Genomic DNA, 17,837 nt, shown 5'->3' with positions numbered 1-17,837 from the left:
GGCCCTGTAGGAGCTGGCTTGCCGGCGATGGGGCGCGAAGCGGCCCCAGCGATATCACAGGAAAGTGAAGACCTTCGAAGCCGGCAACCGCGATTTGCTCAGCCCCGCATTGAAGTCAGCCTCGCTCCGATAGCCCAGGCTCATGATCACCACGCTGGTGTAGCCCTGCTCGCGCAACCCCAGCTCGGCATCCAGCACCTTGCTGTCGAAGCCTTCGATCGGTGTTGCATCCAGGCCATGTGCCGCAGCGCCAAGCAGTGCGGTGCCCAAGGCCAGGTAGGTCTGCTTTTCCATCCAGTGCTGCACATCTTTCTGATCGAAGCGGTGCAGGTCGACGTAGTGACGACGGCTCTGGTTCTGCCCGGCGCGGGCCTGTTCATCGCGAAAACGGCCATCAGCGGCTTCCTGCGCGAGCACCGCATCCAAATGGGCCTCGGTCATCTCAGTACGGGTGCAGAACACGATGACATGGGACGCATCGAGAATCTTCGGCGTGTTGTAGGCGAAGCGCTCTTGGGTACTCTTGGCCAACCGGGCCTTGCCTTCGGCGCTGTCAGCGACGATGAAGTGCCAAGGCTGGGAGTTGACCGACGATGGGCTGTGGCGCAGTTGCTCGAGCAACGCATCGAGGGTGGCCTGGGGAATGCGACGCGAGGCGTCGTAAGCCTTGGTGGTGTAGCGGCGCTTGGCCAGGGAAACGGTATCCATGCAACAACTCCTGCAGTGAAACGGGGTTTGTCGCGCATCTTATCTTTCCTGCAAATAAGAAAAACCGGCAAACTACAGCAACACTTTCATCCTGTGAGTGAAAATGCTGCGCATCACCGACCTTGAATTGTTCGTACGCAGCAGCGTGCTGGGCAGTTTCACCGCCGCCGCCCATGAGGCCGAACTGCTGCCGGGCCAGGTGGCCGCTGCCATCAAACGCCTGGAACGCGAGCTGGACGTGCGCCTGTTTGCGCGGACCACCCGCAGCCTGCGCCTGACCGCTGAGGGCGAGTTGTACTTGCCGACCGCGCAAAACGTGCTGGAAAGCCTGCGCCAGGGCCGCGAGGACCTGCACGGTAATGCCAGTACCTTGCGCGGCACCCTGCAGGTTTCAGCCCCTTCGGACATGGGCCGCAACATGCTGCTGCCCTGGTTGAGTGCTTTTCGCCGCGAGCACCCGGCGCTGCACCTGCGCTTCTTTCTGTCCGACCAGATGGCCGACCTCAATCGTGACCCGGTGGACATCGCCATCCGCTACGGCCTCAATCAAGATGCCAACTACATCGCCCTGCCCCTGGCCAGCTGGAACCGCCGGGTACTGGTCGCCTCCTCCGACTACCTGGCACGCCACGGCCGGCCACTGACGCCGGAGGCCCTGCAGCAACATGCCTGCCTGTTGTACATGCAACAGAACCGGGTGTATGACAAATGGCGGGTGGGTAACCGCACCGTGCAGGTGCGTGGGCCGCTGGTCAGCGACGACGCCGACGTGATCCGCCGCCTGGCACTGCTGGGTGAAGGTATCGTCTACAAGTCGTGGCTGGATGTCAGCGCCGACATCGAGGCAGGCGCACTGGAGATTCTGCTGCCCGAACACCTGGGCGAGCCGACGCCGGTCACCTTAGTCTGCCCGCACCGCAAGCAGCTGACGCCGGCAGTGACACAGCTGCACCTGTGGCTGCGCGAACGCTTCGAGGCCCTGCGGCCGCGGCTGCTGAACAAGGGCTGCACAATCGTTCCAGACTGAACCACACGCTTGCGCTAAGGTAGCGTTTTACCCCCACGGCCTGCCCCCATGAGCAACTGGATCGACCTCAAGCAAGACGCCGACACCGGCATCGAGTCGGTCCGCGCGCATTTTGTCGGGCATGCCTACGACCCGCACTGGCACGACAGTTTCCTGGTCGGCGTCACCGAGCAAGGTGTGCAGCAGTTCAACTGCCGCCGGGTACGCCATCGCAGCACGCCGGGCCAGGTGTTTCTGCTCGAGCCCGGCGACATCCACGACGGCCTTGCACCGACCGAGGAAGGCTTCACCTACTCGACACTGTACTTGGAGCCGGCCTGGCTGGACGATCAATTGCGGGCCTTGTTCGAACACGCATCCAGCGCCGGCCTGCCCAGCTTTGCCGATACCTTGTGCCACGATGAGCGCCTGGCCCGCGCCACTGCGCTGGCCTTTAACAGCGTGCACTACCAGGACCTGCGCATTGTCCGCCAAACCGCCATGGACGACCTGCTGGCCTGCCTGACCCGCCACCTGCACTGGCGCAAACGCGTCAACCCCGACCCTCGCCTGCCGCTGACTGCGCAGCGGGCGCGTGACTACCTGCATGCTCACCTGGACCGCGACATCGGCCTGGAAGACCTGGCCCTGGCCTGCGGCGTCGACCGTTTTCGCCTGACCCGGGCGTTCAAAGCCGCCTTCGGCCTGGCCCCGCACGCCTACCTGATCCAGTTGCGCCTGGCCCGCGCGCGGCGCCTGCTCAGCCAAGGCCAGACACCTGCTGAAGTGGCCATGGCGCTGGGCTTTGCCGACCAGAGCCACTTGGGGCGCTGGTTCCGCCGGGCGTATCGGTTGACCCCGGCCGACTACCGCAGGCGCTGCTCAAACCTTCCAGACTGATTGCAGCCAGGCAGCGAACATGGCGCTTCGAACCCTCGGAGCCTTGTGCCATGTCGCAGACGTTGTTGCCCTTCATCCTCTTCGCCCTGGTGGCCAGCATCAGCCCCGGGCCGACCAATCTGTTGATCCTGGCACATGGCGCACGGCAGGGCTTGCGGGCGAGCGTGGCGCCCATCCTGGCCGGCTGTGGCGCGGCAGCGGCCGTGGTGTTGCTGGTCGGGCTGGGGCTGGGCGAGCTGTTACTGCGCCATCCCCTGGCCCAGCAGCTGATGAGCTGGGCCGGCGTGCTGTGGTTGAGTTGGCTGGCGTGGCGCATTCTGCGCAGCGCTGGGCAGCCCTTGGACATCAACGCAGACAAGCCTTTCGATGCGCTCAGCGCAGCGTCGCTGCAAGTGGTCAACCCGAAAGTGTGGATGATGGCCGTGGCCGTGATCGGGGTATTTGCCGCGCCCGCACTGCCGGTGTGGCAGTTGGCGCTGGTGTTTCTGCTGATTGCCCTGCCGTGCATGACGGCCTGGGCACTGCTGGGGGTGGGAAGTGCACGCTGGTTGCAGGCGCCTGCGCGGTTGCTGTGGTTCAACCGGGGGTTGGCGGTGGTGTTGCTGGCGTCGGCTTGGGCGACGCTGCTGGGTTGATTGTGATGTTGGCTTTGCCGGCCTCTTCGCGGTCCGACTGCCCGCGAAGAGTCCAGTACAGGCAAATCAGCCACCTAAGGCATCACGGAACCGACGGGTACTGGCCGCCGCCAGCAGCAACCCGACAACCGCGACACAGCCTCCGACCAGGCCGATATCGGCCACGTCCATCTGGCTGCTGACGATACTGCCCAGCAATGCCCCTCCACCGATACCGATGTTGTAGATGCCCGAGAACAAGGCCATGGCCACGTCCGTGGCATCGGACGCCAACTTCAGTGTCTTGGACTGCAGCGACAGGCTGAAGCTCAAAATCGCCACGCCCCAGAACATGCTCAACACAGCAAACGCATAGAAGTTGCCCGACAAGGGCAACATCAACAGCAGGCAGGCCGCCAGCAGGCCAATCGAGCCCACCAGAAAACCCTGGGGGAAGCGGTCGCTGTAACGGCTGAACAGCACCGAGCCGAACACCCCGGCGCCACCAAACAACAGCAGCAGCAACGTGGTGCGCTCACCGCTGATCTGCGCCACATGCAGGGCAAACGGTTCGATGTAGCTGTAGGCGGTGAACTGCGCAGTGATCACCAGCGTCACCAGCAGGTAGGTGATCACCAGGGCCGGGCGCTTGAACAGGATCGGCAAACTGCGCAGCGAACCGGAGTTCTGGCTGGGCAGCAGCGGCAACGACTTCATCAAGCACAGCATGGTGGCCAATGCCACCCCGGCAATGCTGAGGAACGTCACGCGCCAGCCCAGGGCCTCACCCACCACGCGGCCCAGCGGGATACCCAACACCATCGCCAGGGTCGTGCCGGTGGCCAGCAGGCCGAGGGCCTTGGCCTGCTGGCCAGGCGGCGCCACACGCACGGCCAGCGACGCGGTAATCGCCCAGAACACAGCGTGGGCCAGGGCGATGCCGATGCGGCTCACCAGCAGCATGGCAAAGCTCTGCGACAACCACGACAACAGGTGGCTGACGATGAACACCAGAAACACGAACAGCAGCAGGCGCCGGCGCTCGATGTTGCGGGTCAGCAGCATCATCGGCAGCGACGCCAGGGCCACGACCCAGGCATAGATGGTCAGCATCAGGCCGACTTGGGCAGTGCTCATGTCGAAGCTGCGGCCAATGTCGCTGAGCAACGCTACCGGGACAAACTCGGTGGTGTTGAAGATGAAGGCCGCGAGGGCAAGGGCGATCACGCTCAGCCAACTGCCGTTACCGGTGGTCGGCGGCACATCAGTGGGTAGGGGTCCGTTCATGGGTGGGATTCTATTCTCCGCAGGCATGGCGAAAAGACGCGCGTCAGGGGCCAAGTATCGGCCGCGCTGAGGCACGGGTTTGTTATTGGAAGGAATGCCGGCATGGTACGCGTCAATACCGGGCCTCACAACCAGCGGCACATTGCGAGTAACATGCCCGCTTAATGTGAATTGCAAGCGGAACAAGGAGCCCGATCCGCCCATGGACAAGCAACAACCCCAGCAGCAGTGGCAGCAGGCGGTCACCACCTACGCCCAGGCCATCAACCGCTACGTCGCGCAAGGCTGCGCACAGGGCTGGGACGACCTCGAAGAACCACAGCCTGCGGCCACCGAGCACCTGCTCGACGCCTGGCAGGCCGCCTTGGAAGCGATCAACCGGCCGGGGGTAGACGAACAGCAACGCCAAGCCTTCCGCGCCGCCTGGCCGCCCGCCCACCTGCCGCTGGTGCCGCTGCTCGACGCGCATGGCCAAGGCATCAGCAGCGTCCTGGTGCTGGACGACGGCAGCCTGCTCGCGCGCATTGGCATGCCGTATGAAAAGGGCCAGGTGGTGCGCATCGATCAACAAGGCGTGACGCCCGTCATCGGTATCGAGCACTTCGGGCGTTGCCCACAGCGCCGCTACTTTGCCCTGGCCAACGCCGAGGGCGTGCGCGTGACCGATGGCTGGGGCGGCCCGCAGGTCGCTCGCCTGGCTTGGCCTAGCGGGCTCGAAGGCCTGCCAGCAGGTTACCCGTTTGAGCCGCTCGACCTGCCACCCACACCCACCAGCCTGGTGCCCTTCGCCGATGGCCAGCGGGTGCTGCTGGTGAGCGCCGAGGGTATTTACCTGCTGGCCGCCGAAGGTGCCACCCGGCTGCTGCCTCGCCAATCGCAGATACTCGAGGAACTGGCCGAAGGCACCGACCCGGACGATATCGCCCTGGGCCTGGCCATGGAGCACGGTGCAGTGTCGCCAGACGGACGCCTGATCGTGGTGGGTGAACAATGCAGCCGCCATCTGGTGCTGAATGACCAGTTGGAGGAAGTGGCGCAGATCGGCCCCGGCGGCGAATACCCTCACTTCGCCCTGTTCAACCGCAGCGGCGACCAGTTGATCGTCAATGCCTGCCACTTCTACAACGGCGGCACACTGGGGGTACGCGTGGCAGACCTTGCGGGCCTGGACACCGACTATTACAGCGAAGACCCACGCACCCCACTGCTGCAAGACGGGGCCCGGGTGTATGCCGGGGTCGCAGGCGATGGCGAGTACATCGTGGGCGATGCCTACGGCTACCTGCGGGCCTTTGGCGAAGAGGGCACGGAACATTGGCAGCACTTCCTGGGGTCGACCATCAGCGCCATGGACATCAGCGCCGATGGACGCACGCTGGTTGCGGCGAGCCATGCCGGGTTCATTTCAGTGATTGCCTTGGGCAGTGGGCGGCCTGAGTGGCAGATCGGTACCGGCGAGCATGGTGAAGTGCGGCGCTGGTTGTTCTGGAAGGGGTGGGACAAGGCGCTGGTCTGGTAGATCTGCACTGGCTTTTCGCGGGCAAGCCCGCGAAGAGCCCGGTGCAGATTAACGCCAGGATCAGCCCTGTAATGTCGCCATGTCGATCACAAAGCGGTACTTCACATCCCCAGCAATCATCCGCTCGTAAGCCTGGTTGATATTACGAATATCGAGCATTTCGATATCGCAACGGATGTCGTGCTCGGCACAGAAATCCAGCACTTCCTGAGTCTCGGCGATGCCGCCGATCAACGAGCCGGCCAGTACCCGACGCTTGAGCACCAAGTTGGCCGCGTGCAGTGCCGGTTCAATCGGTTCGATCAGGCCGACCAGAATATGCACACCATCGAAGGTGAGGGTTTCCAGGTACGGATTGAGGTCGTGCTGCACCGGAATGGTGTCGAGCAGGAAGTCGAAGCGACCTGCCGCGGCGCGCATCTGCTCGTCATCGGTGGACACGATCACATGGTCGGCACCCTGGCGGCGCGCTTCCTCGGCCTTGGCTGGCGAACGGGTGAACAAGGTCACTTCCGCGCCCAGCGCCTTGGCCAGTTTGATACCCATGTGGCCGAGGCCACCCATGCCCAGAATGCCTACCTTGTGCCCAGGGCCAACGCCGTGGTGCTTGAGCGGCGAATAGGTGGTGATGCCGGCGCACAAGATCGGCGCGGCGCTGGGCAGGTCCATACCGGCAGGGATACGCACGACAAAGTGCTCGCTGACAACGATGCTGCTGGAATAGCCACCCATGGTGTTGCTGCCATCGACCCGGTCAGGGGTGGCGTAGGTCATGGTCGGGCCTTCCACGCAGTATTGCTCCAGGTCCTTGGCACACGCCTCACAATGGCGGCAGGAATCGACCATGCAACCGACGCCTACCAGGTCGCCGACCTTGTGCGCGGACACCTTGTCGCCCACCGCAGTGACCCGGCCGATGATCTCGTGGCCCGGCATCAGCGGGTACACGGCGATGCCCCATTCGTTGCGCGCCTGGTGGATATCTGAGTGGCACACGCCGCAGTAGAGGATCTCGATGGCGACATCGTCCGGGCGCGGGCTGCGGCGCTCGAAGGTCATGGGAGCCAGAGGGCTGGTCGGGGTTTGGGCGGCATAACCGATGGCGGTGTACATGCGGGACCTCGCAGAGAAGTGAAACGATTCAGGCGGCGCATTTTGCGCGCCATGGCTCGCCTCGCCCACCGCAGATTCTCCGGCATGCATGCCTGATTCTCCGGAGTTACCCTCAAGTATCTGACGCTAGACCTTCAATCTGCGATCATGCAACTGTCTGATTCTCTGCCCAGGTTCACCATGCAGCTCACCCGCCATGTCGACGCTAACGCCCCCCTCTGCGCGCTGATCCGCCGCCTCGCCACCCGCCCGGGTTTCGTGCCCACTTACCTGCCCCAGGTGCAGGTGCTGAGCTGGGACCACTATGTCGCCAGCAGCCCACAAATCTACGAGCCAAGCCTGATGATCCTGGCCCAGGGCAGCAAACTCGCGCGGCTGGGGCCGCGCACCCTGGAGTACGGTGCGGGCTACTACTTGGTGCAGGCGTTGTCGGTGCCGTTCATGTGCGAGACGTTCGCCACCCGCGAGGCGCCGCTGTTGGGCGTGGCAGTGGACATTGACCGCAGCGTGCTCGGTGAACTGGTACAAAGCATGGACCTGGCACCGGATGCCGCTGTCCAGGCCCAGACCCCGCAGTCCATGACCTCTGCGGCGCTGGATGCGCCCATGCGCGAAAGCGTCGAGCGGCTGCTGAGCTGCCTGCAAGACCCGCTGGATGCCAAGGTGCTCGGCCCGGCGCGGGTGCGCGAAGTGCTCTATACCGCGCTACGCGGCCCGCAAGCCGGCGTGTTGCGGGCGTTGGTCGAACAGCAGGGGCATTTCGCCCGCATCGGCGCCGCCCTCGCCCACCTGCGCGAACACTACACCGAGCCGTTGAGCGTTGAGGCGCTGGCGGCACGCGCCAACATGAGCGTGTCGACCTTCCATGAGCATTTCAAACGCTGCACCGACATGGCACCGATGCAATACCTCAAGCGCCTGCGGCTGCTCAAGGCGCAGCAGATGCTGATCGGCGAGGGCTTGGGGGTGGCGCAGACGGCGCACCGGGTGGGCTACCAGAGCACGTCGCAGTTCAGCCGCGAGTACAAACGTCAGTTTGACCGCAGCCCGGGGGATGAGGTGGCGTACCAGAGTTTGCCGGTTTGATGGTTGGATGTGGCGCGTGCGTGAGGTTTTTAGGTGGATGGCTGGGGGGCTGTGGTGTGGCTGAAATCGAGCGCCGCCCGCGCGGCGCTCGGTTTCCGCCACACCATCAAACCCCAGCCATACACACCCAACATCTCACCCCCCCATTGCTACCCACCAACCGACCCAGCTAATATTGAGAACGATTCACACTCACAACTGGATACCAGGCGTTGGACAGCACATCGACCCGCAAGCTGGGCTTCTTCTTCAGCGACCATCACCGCTGGCTGCTCCAACATGTCTTCAAACGCCTGCGTAATCGCGCCGATGCCGAGGACACGGCAGCCGAGGCGTTCTGCCAAATGCTGGGCGCACGCGTCGACCCGGACAGCATCGAGCAACCGCGTGCCTACCTCTCGACCATCGCCCGTCGGCTGATCTTCGATCGGTACCGCCGCCGCCAACTCGAGCAGGCGTACCTAGAGCGCCTGGCGCTTCTGCCTGAACCCATCGCCCCTTCTGCCGAAGAACAACTGCTGCTGATCGAAGCACTGGTGACCATCGACAAGGTGCTTGACGGCTTGCCCGCCATGGTCAAGGCCGCCTTCCTCTATAGCCAGCTCGACGGCATGAGCTACGTCGACATCGCTGCCCGCTTGCAGATCAGCGAACGCACCGTCAGCCGCCACATGAAGCAGGCCCTGCGCCAGTGCTACCTGTGCGAGGTGCACGCATGAGCGCAACACACCTGGACCCGATCAGCGAGCAGGCCATCGACTGGATGGTCGCACTCAAGGCCGGCACGCCTGACCAGGCGCTGCTGCAACGCCTGGCGCACTGGCTGCGCCAGGACCCCGCACACCAACGCGCCTGGGACCGCTTGCAACAACGCCTGGGCAGCCCGTTTGCGGCGCTGCAGGCGCTGGACCAACGAGCCCCAGGGCAAGCCGCCGAAGCCCGCCAACTGCTGCTCACGCCCACCCACTCTCGCCGCGAAGTGCTGGGCGCGCTGGCAGGCATGGGTGTCGTCGCAGGCGCCTTGTGGAGCGGTTGGCGCAGCGACAGCGCGCAAAACTGGCTGGCCGACCTGCACACCGCCAGCGGCGAGCGGCGCAGCTTCACCCTGGCAGACGGCAGCCGCCTGAGCCTCAACAGCGCCAGTGCCGTCGACCTGCAGTTCGATGCCAGCCAACGCCTGCTGATACTGCGCCGTGGCGAAATGGTGATTCAGGTCGCGCCCGACCCTCAGCGCCCCCTGCGCGTGCGCACGACCCAAGGGCAAGTGCAGGCGCTGGGCACCCGCTTCCTGGTAAGCCAAGAGCAAGCCGCTACCCGCATCGTGGTGCTGGAGCACAGCGTGCGCGCCAGCCTGCGCGATGGCCGCTGGCAAGACGTGCAACAAGGGCAGGCGGCCCTGCTGCGCAGCGATGGCATCCAGCAACTGGGCGGCGAGCAGCAACAACGCTGCGCCTGGCTGTATGGGCGCCTGGAAGTGCTCGACGAACCCCTGCACGCGGTCATCGATGCCCTGCGCCCCTACCAGCGCGGCTACATACGACTGGCCCCGGCGGTGCGCGAGATGCGCGTGCAAGGCGTGTTCCCGCTGGACCAGCCGCAGGAAGCGCTGGCCGCCCTGGCGGAAGCCCTGCCGATCAAGGTCGAACCGTTCGGCCCCTGGGTGACGTTGATCGGCACCGGCCAAGGCTAATGAAAATATTTTCGAAAATCATTCGCGGGCGTGTCCGGTTTTCGTTTCTCGTCCCACCTATCTCCTGACAAGTCACTTCATTCGGGAGAATTCTGTGCTCAACCTCTGGCCCCGCGCCTTGCCCCTCGTCGTTGCCCTGAGCAGCCTCAATGCCCATGCCCAGGTGCAGACCCTGGCGTTCGACCTGCCGCCTGCCAGCCTGGCCACCACCCTTAACCGGATTGCCAGCCAGAGCGGCTACATCATCGCGCTCGAACCCCAGCTGGTACGCGGCAAGCAGGCGCCAGCAGTCGTCGGCCAGATGAGTGCCGAGCAAGCCATGCAAACCGCGCTGGTCGGCAGCGGCCTGCAATTGCGGCTCACCAGCAGCGGCCACTTCAGCGTCGCCCCGGCAACCCCAGAGAGCGACGTGCTGGAGCTTGGCAGTACCAGCATCACCGACAATTACCTGGATGCCACCAGCGAAGGTAGCGGCTCGTACGCCGCACGCGCGGTGACCCTTGGCAAAGGCACGCACACCCTCAAGGAAATCCCTCAGTCGGTGACGGTGATTACCCGTAAACAGCTGGATGACCAAGGCATCACCGACCTGCAGGAGGCGCTCAACCACACCACCGGGATCGTCGGCGCGCAAGGCATCGGCCCAGGCGTGGTGGTGACATCGCGCGGGTTCCAGATCGACGACTGGCAGTACGACGGCGTGCCTATCCCGCGTAACAACTATTCGCTGGGCAACTGGGCGACCCAGGACCTGGTGTTCTTCGACCGCATCGAGGTCCTGCGCGGCGCCTCGGGCTTGTTGCAAGGCACCGGCAGCCCCGGCGGCGCGATCAACCTGGTGCGCAAACGCGGCCAGGCCACCCCGACCGTTACCGTCACCGGCAAGGCCGGCTCCTGGGACCACTACGGCCTGCAACTGGACGCTGGCGGCCCGCTGACCGCCGACGGCCGCGTGCGCGGCCGGATGGTGGCCGACGAGGACCAGAGCGACAGCTTCATCGACTACCAATGGAGCAAGTCCCACTCCCTGTATGGCGCGCTGGACATTGACCTGAACGACGCCACCACCGTAGGTGCCGGCATCAGCTACAACCGCCAGCAGTCGCGGCCAATGCTGCGTGGCATCCCCCGCTATACCGACGGCAAGCCGGTCGACCTGCCCCGTTCGACCTTCACCGGCGCCCGTTGGAACCGTGCCGAAACCGACGTGACCACCTACTACGCGGACCTCGAGCACCGCTTCAACGACGACTGGGCGTTCAAAGCCGCCGCCGTGCGCATGGACGAAGTCAACACGTCCACGCACCAGCGCGTGCAGTCGACCGGCCAGGGCGTGGCGCCGGACGGCAGCGGCATCACCTATGCCGACTGGCTCACCGACTTCCACAACACCAAGCTGGGCCTGGACATGAACGTGGTGGGCCACTTCAACACCGGGCCGCTGGCCCATGAAATCACCGTCGGCGGCAACTACTCCAAGCTGACGTCGGACGACGCCTATTGGCGCAACTTCGCTGCGTCTGGCGACACCCTCTTCGACATCGACCACAACCGCCCCGAGCCTAGCCGTGACAGTGTGTTCGACGGCAAGCTCGCGCGCTCCAACAAGGCCAGCTATGACATCCGCCAAAAAGGCCTGTACGGCGTGTGGCGGGTCAAGCCGACCGATGACCTGACCCTGATCCTCGGCTCGCGGGTCAGCTGGTTCGACTACAGCTGGGACTCGATCGACTTCAACAGCCGCACCGACCCCGGCAGCCGCACCCCCACCAGCCGCATGACCGAGTCGGGCGAAGTCACCCCGTATGCCGGCTTCGTCTACGACCTGACTCGCGAATGGGCCTGGTACGCCAGCTACACCGACGTGTTCGTGCCGCAGACCGAGCGGGCCGTCAACAACGTGCCACTTAAGCCTGTGATCGGCAGCAACTACGAAACCGGCCTTAAGGGCGAGTTGCTGGACGGCCGGGTCAACGCCTCGCTGGCGGTGTTCCGCTACGACCAGGAAAACCGTGCGGTGACCGACGTGGCTTCGGGCTTTGCCTGTGATGACTGGTACTGCTCCACTGCGGCGGGCAAGGTGCGTAGCCAGGGCATCGAGGCCGAGATCAGCGGCGAAGTGCTTAGCGGCCTGCAGCTGTTTGCCGGCTACACCTACAACACCACCAAGTTCCTCGACGACCCGGACGAAGAAGGCCGCGTGTTCAGCCAGTGGACGCCCAAGCACATGTTGCGGGCCTGGGCCGACTACACCCTGCCACTGGACGGCCAACGCTGGAGCACCGGCCTGGGCTTCACCAGCCAAAGCCACACCCTGGGCTACGAACGCACCTACACCGTGCCTGGCTACACCGTGTGGAGCGGGCGCCTGGCGTATCAGCTGACGCCGGAAGTGAACCTTGCAGTCAACGCCAACAACCTGCTCGACAAGAAGTACTGGGTTGCCGGCTTCAACCAGCTCAATGGCAGCAACAACTACGGCGAACCCCGCAACTTCATGTTGACGGTCAAGTACACGCCTGAGTTTTAAAACGCAGCACGCATCACTCGGTCAACGGCCATTGCGCAAGGGGCCAGTACACACCCTTGCGCGATTCATACAGGGCGAAGTGCCGCGCGGCCAGGAAGAACTCCGGCGCCGTGGCGGCCTCCGGCGGCTGGCCGCGGTAGTCCCTGGACAAGGTCAGGTGCGGGCGGTATTCACGGCTCGCCGCCTCCACCCCCAAAGGCAGCAGCGCCTGCTGCAAGCCATACACCAGTTGCAGCAAGGCCGGCGGCGTTTGCTGCGGCTCAAGCACCAGCGCACTGGCGCGCGGCCATACCTGCAAACGGTCGAGCAACAGGCGCGGCGCCGCAGCCGGGCGCTTGAGCGCATCGACCGCAGCGCAGATCGAGGGCAGCAAAGCGGTGTCTACATCACCGAGAAACAGCAGCGTCACATGGAAGTTGTCGGCGGGTACCGGCTTGCCGCTGCGCAGGTTCAAGCCGCGCCGCCACTGGGCCAGGGCACGGCGCTGGGCATCGCTGACCGGCAAGGCGAAAAACAGCCGTTTGAAGGGGGCGCCACTGGGGCGAACGTCCTGAACCATGTGATCTCCTTGACATGAAACGTTTGCGCAAGCGCTAGGCCATTACACCTAAGTCGCGCGGTAGTCACGTAACAATAAGTACAAACTGCTTCCATGATTGTTTATGCTGGCCAGCTTATGCCATGGCGCATGGCCATTTTTCGACAAGTAAACGTCCATGAAAATTGCACTCGTACTCCTCTTTGTTCTGTCGATCGCCTATGTTCACCTACGCGGTCGCGTTCGCCACAAGCTGACTCGCCAGCTGGGCGACCACTCCAGTTTTCTGGCCCCGGTCAACAGTTTCCTTTACCTGTTTTCCAAGCATCCGGCCAAGCCCTACTTGCCGGTCGAGGCCTTCCCCGAACTGCAACCGCTGCAGGACCACTGGCAAGAAATTCGTGCCGAGGCCCAGCAGTTGCTCCACGTCGGTGAAATCAAGAAATCCGAGAACTACGATGACGTCGGTTTCAACTCATTCTTCAAGACCGGTTGGAAGCGCTTCTACCTGAAGTGGTACGGCGAAAGCCACCCCTCGGCCATGACCCTGTGCCCACGCACCACCGAACTGCTGCAAGGCATCGGCACGGTCAAAGCTGCGATGTTCGCGACCCTGCCACCGGGCGCCAAGCTGGTGCGCCACCGCGACCCGTATGCCGGCTCCTACCGCTACCACCTGGGCCTGGACACGCCGAACGATGACGGTTGCTATATCGACGTGGACGGCGAGAAGTACTCGTGGCGCGACGGTGAGGGCGTGATCTTCGACGAAACCTACATCCATTACGCGGCCAACACCACCGACCACAACCGCATCATCCTATTCTGCGATGTCGAGCGCCCGCTCAAGTACCGCTGGGCAACGGCGTTCAACCGCTGGTTCAGCCGCAACGTGATGGCCGCCGCCGCCGCGCCCAACGATGCCAACGACAAGACCGGTGGCATCAACCGGCTGTTCACCCGCATTTACAAGATCCGCGAACGCGGCAAGGCGCTGAAAAAGCGCAATCGCATGCGCTACTACCTGGAAAAATGGGCGGTGGTGGCTGCACTGGTGCTGGTGTTCATCTACATCTGATTCAGCGCTGCCTGTGCCGTCGGTGCAGGCAGCAGATGCCCTCGCCTTTTTCGACTAGCCTGAAAGCTCCACTCGCAACCACCCCAAGGTGAAGACGATGAGCATGATGGACTGGGACGCCTACCGTAAGCAGTTGATGGCCGGCATCGGCGATCTCAAGCAGTTGTCTCCCGACACCGTGGCCGGCTACATGACCGCCAGCGGTGCGGGCGCCAAGACCAACCACCTGGACGCCAAGACCCGCGAACTGATCTCCCTCGCGGTGGCCGTGACCACCCGTTGTGACGGCTGCATCGCCGTGCATTCGCAGCAGGCGGTGAAACACGGCGCCAGCCGCGAAGAGATTGCCGAAGCCCTTGGCGTAGCGGTGGCGATGAACGCCGGCGCCGCATTGGTGTACTCGGCACGCGCCATGGACGCAGTGGGCAAGGCCAACGGCTGACCCTGCGTGGCGTCGCCGCCCTTGCGCGACGGCGCCGCGCCACCCAGACTTGGCGGTCCAGCCATTGCAGGAACCACCATGATCCACATTCGCCCCATGACGCCCGAGGACTTCGAGCGTTTCTGGCCCACCTTCCAGGCCATTGTCCTGGCCCGTGAAACCTACGCCTTCGACCCTGCCCTGAGCTTCGACCAGGCCCGCCAGTTGTGGCTGGAGATGCCCCTTCGCACCTGGGTAGCAGAGGACGACGGTGAGCTGCTGGGTTCCTACTACCTCAAAGCCAATGCTGCCGGCCCCGGGGCCCATGTAGGTAACTGCGGTTACATGGTCTGCGAGGCGGCGCGTGGCCGTGGGGTGGCCCGGATGATGTGCGAGCATTCGCAAAAGCTGGCGCGCCAGGAGGGGTTTCTGGCGCTGCAGTTCAATTCGGTCGTGGCCAGCAACGAAGTGGCCGTGGCGCTGTGGCACAAGCTCGGTTTCGAAACGGTCGGCCGCCTGCCCAAGGCATTCAGACATGGCCGGCTGGGCTTGGTGGATTGCCTGGTGATGTACAAGTGGCTGGCGGATGAGCCGGTGGTGGAAAAACCGCCACTGTTGATCGGGCGCAAGAACATCGAAGCCCGCGTGTCGCGCCGCCGGGGGCGTTAGCCGACGGTAGGAGCAGCCTTGTGCTGCTAAAAGGTCAACGCATGCATCATGCGGGTCATCGCCTGCAATGGCCCCTTCGCAGCGCAAGGCTGCTCCTACACAAACCGCGGTGTTGGCAAATCGCTGCTTAGAACGCCAAGCCGACCTTGAAGCCAAACTCATCACGCTTGAGTTTGGTGTTGTCCGCCACGGGCGAGTCGCCATCCAGCTTGTATTCGGTGCGGGTATAGTAGACCCCCGCCTGTACCGGCATGCCGCCCTGCTGGTTCATCAGCAGGGTGACCTCGGCATAGGGGTTGGTGCGGTCTTTAAGGTCCACGGTGTCACTGCCGAAATCATCGACCTTCAGGCGCGCACGACCATCAAGGGTATGGCGCGCGCCCACCTCCACGCGCAGGGTCGACGCATCGAATTGATGGTTGTAACCCAAGGCCGCCTTGGCGAAGGGCGACTTGACCGTGAGTTTGGTGTCCAGGTCGTTGATTTCGGGCTCGAAGCGCGACCAGCTGTAGCCGCCGCCCACGGTCACATCGACAAAGTTGCGCGCATCCAGTGCAGCACGCCAACCGAGGTCGAGATCGGCCTGGGCTTCCTTGAGTTTGTTGTCATTCTTCTTGCCGTACTTGGCCTCGGCACCGATCTGGTAGATGAAGCCGGACTCGGCGGTCATCTTGTTGCCGAAGGTGGCGAATACACCGCCCTGCCCCAAGTGTTCCTTGTCGGTTTCGCTACCGCCTTCGAATTTGAAGTCGTTGTAGGCACCCAGCAGGCCGAGGGTGAACAGCGGGTCGGTACTGGGCGCTGCGGTGGCCGCCAAAGGCGAAGCGATCAAGGCGAGCAGGCAAGTGTGACGCAGCAGGTGACGAGCGGACATGCGTGAAGTCTCCATGACGTGAAAACAGTGATAACGAGCGGTTCGAGAGACACGCTTTGGAGAAAGTTCGAAAAAATTCATTGAGAGCGTCTGCCTTGAGCTATGCAGTGCCTATGAGATCGAGCGCCGCCCGCGCGGCGCTTCGCAGCACAAGGCTGCTCCCACATCTGTTTCGGGCCAATTATTCCTGGGGCATGGGCGCGCGCAGGCACAGGCGTAACTGGCCCGAAACAACTGTAGGAGCAGCCTTGTGCTGCGAAGCGCCGCGCGAGCGGCGCTCGATCTCATAGGCGCCAACCCCCTCATGCCATGCACCCCCTCCAAATCCCCATTGCTGGCCACCCAATTTAAGTTATAAGATAACGTTTCATTTGACACCTATTCCTACCAGCGACCTTCCATGACTAGCGCCAGCGCCACCCCCACCCTGCTTACCCAGCGCCTGCAGAGCATCGATGCCCTGCGCGGCCTGGTCATCCTGTTCATGCTCCTGGACCACGTCCGCGAGACCTTCTTTCTGCACCGCCAGGTCAGCGACCCGATGGCCATCGACGTCACCGACCCGTCGTTGTTCTTCAGCCGTACCCTGGCCCACCTGTGTGCGCCGGTGTTTGTCCTATTGACTGGCCTTTCGGCCTGGCTGTATGGCGAGAAGTACCAGGGCCGTAGCGATGTCTCGGTCTTTCTGTTCAAACGTGGGCTGTTCCTGGTGGCGCTGGAGTTCACCCTGGTCAACTTCGCCTGGACCTTCCAACTGCCCCCCAGCGTGATCTACCTGCAGGTGATCTGGGCCATCGGCGTGAGCATGATCGCCCTGTCCCTGCTGGTGTGGTTGCCACGGGCAGCGCTGATCGCCCTGGGTGCAATCATCGTTGCCGGGCACAACCTGCTCGACAGCCTGCACTTCGGCGCTGAGTCGGCCCTGCACGTGCCGTGGGCGATCCTACACGACCGTGGCTGGCTGGCGTTCTCCGACCACCTGCGCCTGCGCACCTCCTACCCGGTGCTGCCCTGGATCGGCGTCATCGCCTTGGGCTACGGCCTTGGCCCCTGGTTTGCCCGTGGCAGCGACGCAGGCCAACGCCAGCACCGCCTGCTGCTGGCCGGGGTGATCGCACTGCTTGGTTTTGTCGTGCTGCGCATGCTCAACGGCTACGGCGAGGCACCCTGGAGCGGGTACCCGACGTTGACGCAGACGCTGATGAGCTTCTTCAACATCACCAAGTACCCGCCATCCTTGCTGTTCCTGGCCCTCACCCTGGGCTGTGGCCTGCTGCTGTTGCGCGCCTTCGAGCGTGCCGGCCAGGCCCGCTGGATCAACGCCCTGGCGGTTTACGGTGCAGCACCGATGTTTTTCTACCTGCTGCACCTGTATGTGCTGAAGCTGCTTTACCTGGCCTGCGTCGCGCTGTTCGGCCACAACCAGGTGGATTACTTCGGCTTCGACGGCATCGGCGCCGTTTGGCTGGGCGCCGCCTTGCTCGCCGTGTCGCTGTACCTGCCAGTACGCAGCTTCGCGCGGTTGAAGGCGCGTCGGCGTGACATCACCTGGCTCAAGTACTTCTGAAAAGCGTTTTCACCCGGCTGCCTGATGGTCTACCATGCCGGCCGCCGGTTTCCACCACGGAATTAATAGGGAATCCCAAGCTCGCTAACGCGGGCCAAACGGAACTGCCCCCGCAACTGTAGGTGCCGAGCCTGCTCCATCGATGCCACTGGACAACACTGTCCGGGAAGGCTGGAGCCGGGCCATGACGCACCAGTCAGGAGACCTGCCGGCGCAAAAACACCAACCGGCGGGGTG

General features: G+C 63.8%; 17 protein-coding genes and 1 riboswitch. Of the genes, 12 read left to right on the top strand and 5 right to left on the bottom strand.

The annotated features are described in order from the left end of the window. Nucleotides 1–54: 54 nt before the first annotated feature. Entirely contained in the window at nt 55–708 is a 654-nt protein-coding gene (locus LOY53_RS09580) for an oxygen-insensitive NAD(P)H-dependent nitroreductase NfsB (protein WP_027593818.1), read from the bottom strand. A gap of 103 nt (nt 709–811) precedes the next feature. On the opposite strand from LOY53_RS09580, the gene LOY53_RS09575 reads away from it, so the two are divergent. Genes LOY53_RS09575 through LOY53_RS09565 form a run of 3 tightly spaced genes read left to right on the top strand, consistent with a single transcriptional unit; the run spans nt 812 to nt 3,249 of the window. Continuing rightward, a complete protein-coding gene (locus tag LOY53_RS09575; RefSeq protein WP_252823488.1) occupies nt 812–1,735 on the top strand; it encodes a LysR family transcriptional regulator in 924 nt (307 codons plus the stop codon). A 48-nt stretch (nt 1,736–1,783) separates the two neighbouring features. Continuing rightward, nucleotides 1,784–2,614 (top strand): AraC family transcriptional regulator, encoded by an 831-nt coding sequence (locus LOY53_RS09570; RefSeq protein WP_252823487.1) that lies wholly within the window; start codon nt 1,784–1,786, stop codon nt 2,612–2,614. Between the two features lie 50 nt (nt 2,615–2,664). Continuing rightward, nucleotides 2,665–3,249: a LysE family translocator gene (locus tag LOY53_RS09565; protein ID WP_258703916.1), complete on the top strand. Its 585-nt coding sequence runs from the start codon at nt 2,665–2,667 to the stop codon at nt 3,247–3,249. 66 nt (nt 3,250–3,315) lie between these two features. Here LOY53_RS09565 and LOY53_RS09560 read toward each other — a convergent pair whose 3' ends face one another. Beyond that, the gene (locus LOY53_RS09560; RefSeq protein ID WP_027593822.1) at nt 3,316–4,515 is read right to left on the bottom strand and encodes a sugar transporter; all 1,200 of its coding nucleotides are present in this window, start codon (nt 4,513–4,515) and stop codon (nt 3,316–3,318) included. A 202-nt stretch (nt 4,516–4,717) separates the two neighbouring features. On the opposite strand from LOY53_RS09560, the gene LOY53_RS09555 reads away from it, so the two are divergent. Further along, a complete protein-coding gene (locus tag LOY53_RS09555) occupies nt 4,718–6,034 on the top strand; it encodes a hypothetical protein (RefSeq protein ID WP_258703915.1) in 1,317 nt (438 codons plus the stop codon). Nucleotides 6,035–6,094: 60 nt separating this feature from the next. On the opposite strand, the gene calA is transcribed toward LOY53_RS09555, so the two are convergent. After that, on the bottom strand, nt 6,095–7,147 hold the full coding sequence (gene calA / locus LOY53_RS09550) for a vanillin reductase (protein ID WP_186678760.1): 1,053 nt from the start codon (nt 7,145–7,147) through the stop codon (nt 6,095–6,097). A 180-nt stretch (nt 7,148–7,327) separates the two neighbouring features. Between calA and LOY53_RS09545 the strand changes: the two genes are divergently transcribed. The 4 genes from LOY53_RS09545 to LOY53_RS09530 all read left to right on the top strand — a co-directional run bounded on the left by LOY53_RS09545 (nt 7,328) and on the right by LOY53_RS09530 (nt 12,453). Beyond that, nucleotides 7,328–8,233, top strand: coding sequence for an AraC family transcriptional regulator (locus LOY53_RS09545; RefSeq protein WP_258703914.1), 906 nt, complete (start codon nt 7,328–7,330; stop codon nt 8,231–8,233). A gap of 212 nt (nt 8,234–8,445) precedes the next feature. Further along, on the top strand, nt 8,446–8,952 hold the full coding sequence (locus LOY53_RS09540) for a sigma-70 family RNA polymerase sigma factor (protein ID WP_027593826.1): 507 nt from the start codon (nt 8,446–8,448) through the stop codon (nt 8,950–8,952). Beyond that, nucleotides 8,949–9,923, top strand: a complete 975-nt coding sequence (locus tag LOY53_RS09535; protein WP_252823482.1) for a FecR domain-containing protein — start codon at nt 8,949–8,951, stop codon at nt 9,921–9,923. Before LOY53_RS09540 ends, LOY53_RS09535 begins: the two co-directional genes overlap by 4 nt. Nucleotides 9,924–10,017: 94 nt before the next feature. Continuing rightward, a complete protein-coding gene (locus tag LOY53_RS09530; protein ID WP_252823481.1) occupies nt 10,018–12,453 on the top strand; it encodes a TonB-dependent receptor in 2,436 nt (811 codons plus the stop codon). A gap of 13 nt (nt 12,454–12,466) precedes the next feature. Here LOY53_RS09530 and thpR read toward each other — a convergent pair whose 3' ends face one another. Then, nucleotides 12,467–13,012 carry an RNA 2',3'-cyclic phosphodiesterase gene (thpR, locus tag LOY53_RS09525; RefSeq protein WP_252823480.1) on the bottom strand — a complete coding sequence of 182 codons (546 nt, stop codon included), beginning with the start codon at nt 13,010–13,012 and terminating at the stop codon, nt 12,467–12,469. 157 nt (nt 13,013–13,169) lie between these two features. Here thpR and lpxO point away from each other — a divergent pair, with 157 nt between their 5' ends. The 3 genes from lpxO to LOY53_RS09510 all read left to right on the top strand — a co-directional run bounded on the left by lpxO (nt 13,170) and on the right by LOY53_RS09510 (nt 15,159). Then, nucleotides 13,170–14,069, top strand: coding sequence for a lipid A hydroxylase LpxO (gene lpxO, locus LOY53_RS09520; protein ID WP_027593830.1), 900 nt, complete (start codon nt 13,170–13,172; stop codon nt 14,067–14,069). A 97-nt stretch (nt 14,070–14,166) separates the two neighbouring features. Then, on the top strand, nt 14,167–14,511 hold the full coding sequence (locus LOY53_RS09515; RefSeq protein WP_013973174.1) for a carboxymuconolactone decarboxylase family protein: 345 nt from the start codon (nt 14,167–14,169) through the stop codon (nt 14,509–14,511). A 78-nt stretch (nt 14,512–14,589) separates the two neighbouring features. Then, nucleotides 14,590–15,159: a GNAT family N-acetyltransferase gene (locus LOY53_RS09510; RefSeq protein ID WP_252823478.1), complete on the top strand. Its 570-nt coding sequence runs from the start codon at nt 14,590–14,592 to the stop codon at nt 15,157–15,159. 127 nt (nt 15,160–15,286) lie between these two features. Here the strand turns inward: LOY53_RS09510 and LOY53_RS09505 are convergent, their stop codons facing one another. Further along, nucleotides 15,287–16,033: an outer membrane beta-barrel protein gene (locus LOY53_RS09505; RefSeq protein ID WP_099453547.1), complete on the bottom strand. Its 747-nt coding sequence runs from the start codon at nt 16,031–16,033 to the stop codon at nt 15,287–15,289. A 400-nt stretch (nt 16,034–16,433) separates the two neighbouring features. Here LOY53_RS09505 and LOY53_RS09500 point away from each other — a divergent pair, with 400 nt between their 5' ends. Continuing rightward, nucleotides 16,434–17,600: a DUF1624 domain-containing protein gene (locus LOY53_RS09500; RefSeq protein WP_258703913.1), complete on the top strand. Its 1,167-nt coding sequence runs from the start codon at nt 16,434–16,436 to the stop codon at nt 17,598–17,600. A gap of 28 nt (nt 17,601–17,628) precedes the next feature. Further along, a riboswitch (cobalamin riboswitch) is annotated at nt 17,629–17,828 on the top strand. Nucleotides 17,829–17,837: the final 9 nt, after the last annotated feature.

The sequence above is a fragment of the Pseudomonas sp. B21-031 genome, assembly GCF_024748985.1.
Classification (GTDB): domain Bacteria; phylum Pseudomonadota; class Gammaproteobacteria; order Pseudomonadales; family Pseudomonadaceae; genus Aquipseudomonas; species Aquipseudomonas kermanshahensis.
The sequence above is the reverse complement of the archived record's forward strand: the minus strand, read 5'-3'. Positions and strand labels throughout refer to the sequence as shown.

Coding starts and splice junctions, on each gene's coding strand:
- LOY53_RS09580 (WP_027593818.1), bottom strand. CDS start 708: ATGGATACCGTTTCCCTGGCCAAGCGCCGCTACACCACCAAGGCTTAC.
- LOY53_RS09575 (WP_252823488.1), top strand. CDS start 812: ATGCTGCGCATCACCGACCTTGAATTGTTCGTACGCAGCAGCGTGCTG.
- LOY53_RS09570 (WP_252823487.1), top strand. CDS start 1,784: ATGAGCAACTGGATCGACCTCAAGCAAGACGCCGACACCGGCATCGAG.
- LOY53_RS09565 (WP_258703916.1), top strand. CDS start 2,665: ATGTCGCAGACGTTGTTGCCCTTCATCCTCTTCGCCCTGGTGGCCAGC.
- LOY53_RS09560 (WP_027593822.1), bottom strand. CDS start 4,515: ATGAACGGACCCCTACCCACTGATGTGCCGCCGACCACCGGTAACGGC.
- LOY53_RS09555 (WP_258703915.1), top strand. CDS start 4,718: ATGGACAAGCAACAACCCCAGCAGCAGTGGCAGCAGGCGGTCACCACC.
- calA (WP_186678760.1), bottom strand. CDS start 7,147: ATGTACACCGCCATCGGTTATGCCGCCCAAACCCCGACCAGCCCTCTG.
- LOY53_RS09545 (WP_258703914.1), top strand. CDS start 7,328: ATGCAGCTCACCCGCCATGTCGACGCTAACGCCCCCCTCTGCGCGCTG.
- LOY53_RS09535 (WP_252823482.1), top strand. CDS start 8,949: ATGAGCGCAACACACCTGGACCCGATCAGCGAGCAGGCCATCGACTGG.
- thpR (WP_252823480.1), bottom strand. CDS start 13,012: ATGGTTCAGGACGTTCGCCCCAGTGGCGCCCCCTTCAAACGGCTGTTT.
- lpxO (WP_027593830.1), top strand. CDS start 13,170: ATGAAAATTGCACTCGTACTCCTCTTTGTTCTGTCGATCGCCTATGTT.
- LOY53_RS09515 (WP_013973174.1), top strand. CDS start 14,167: ATGAGCATGATGGACTGGGACGCCTACCGTAAGCAGTTGATGGCCGGC.
- LOY53_RS09510 (WP_252823478.1), top strand. CDS start 14,590: ATGATCCACATTCGCCCCATGACGCCCGAGGACTTCGAGCGTTTCTGG.
- LOY53_RS09505 (WP_099453547.1), bottom strand. CDS start 16,033: ATGTCCGCTCGTCACCTGCTGCGTCACACTTGCCTGCTCGCCTTGATC.
- LOY53_RS09500 (WP_258703913.1), top strand. CDS start 16,434: ATGACTAGCGCCAGCGCCACCCCCACCCTGCTTACCCAGCGCCTGCAG.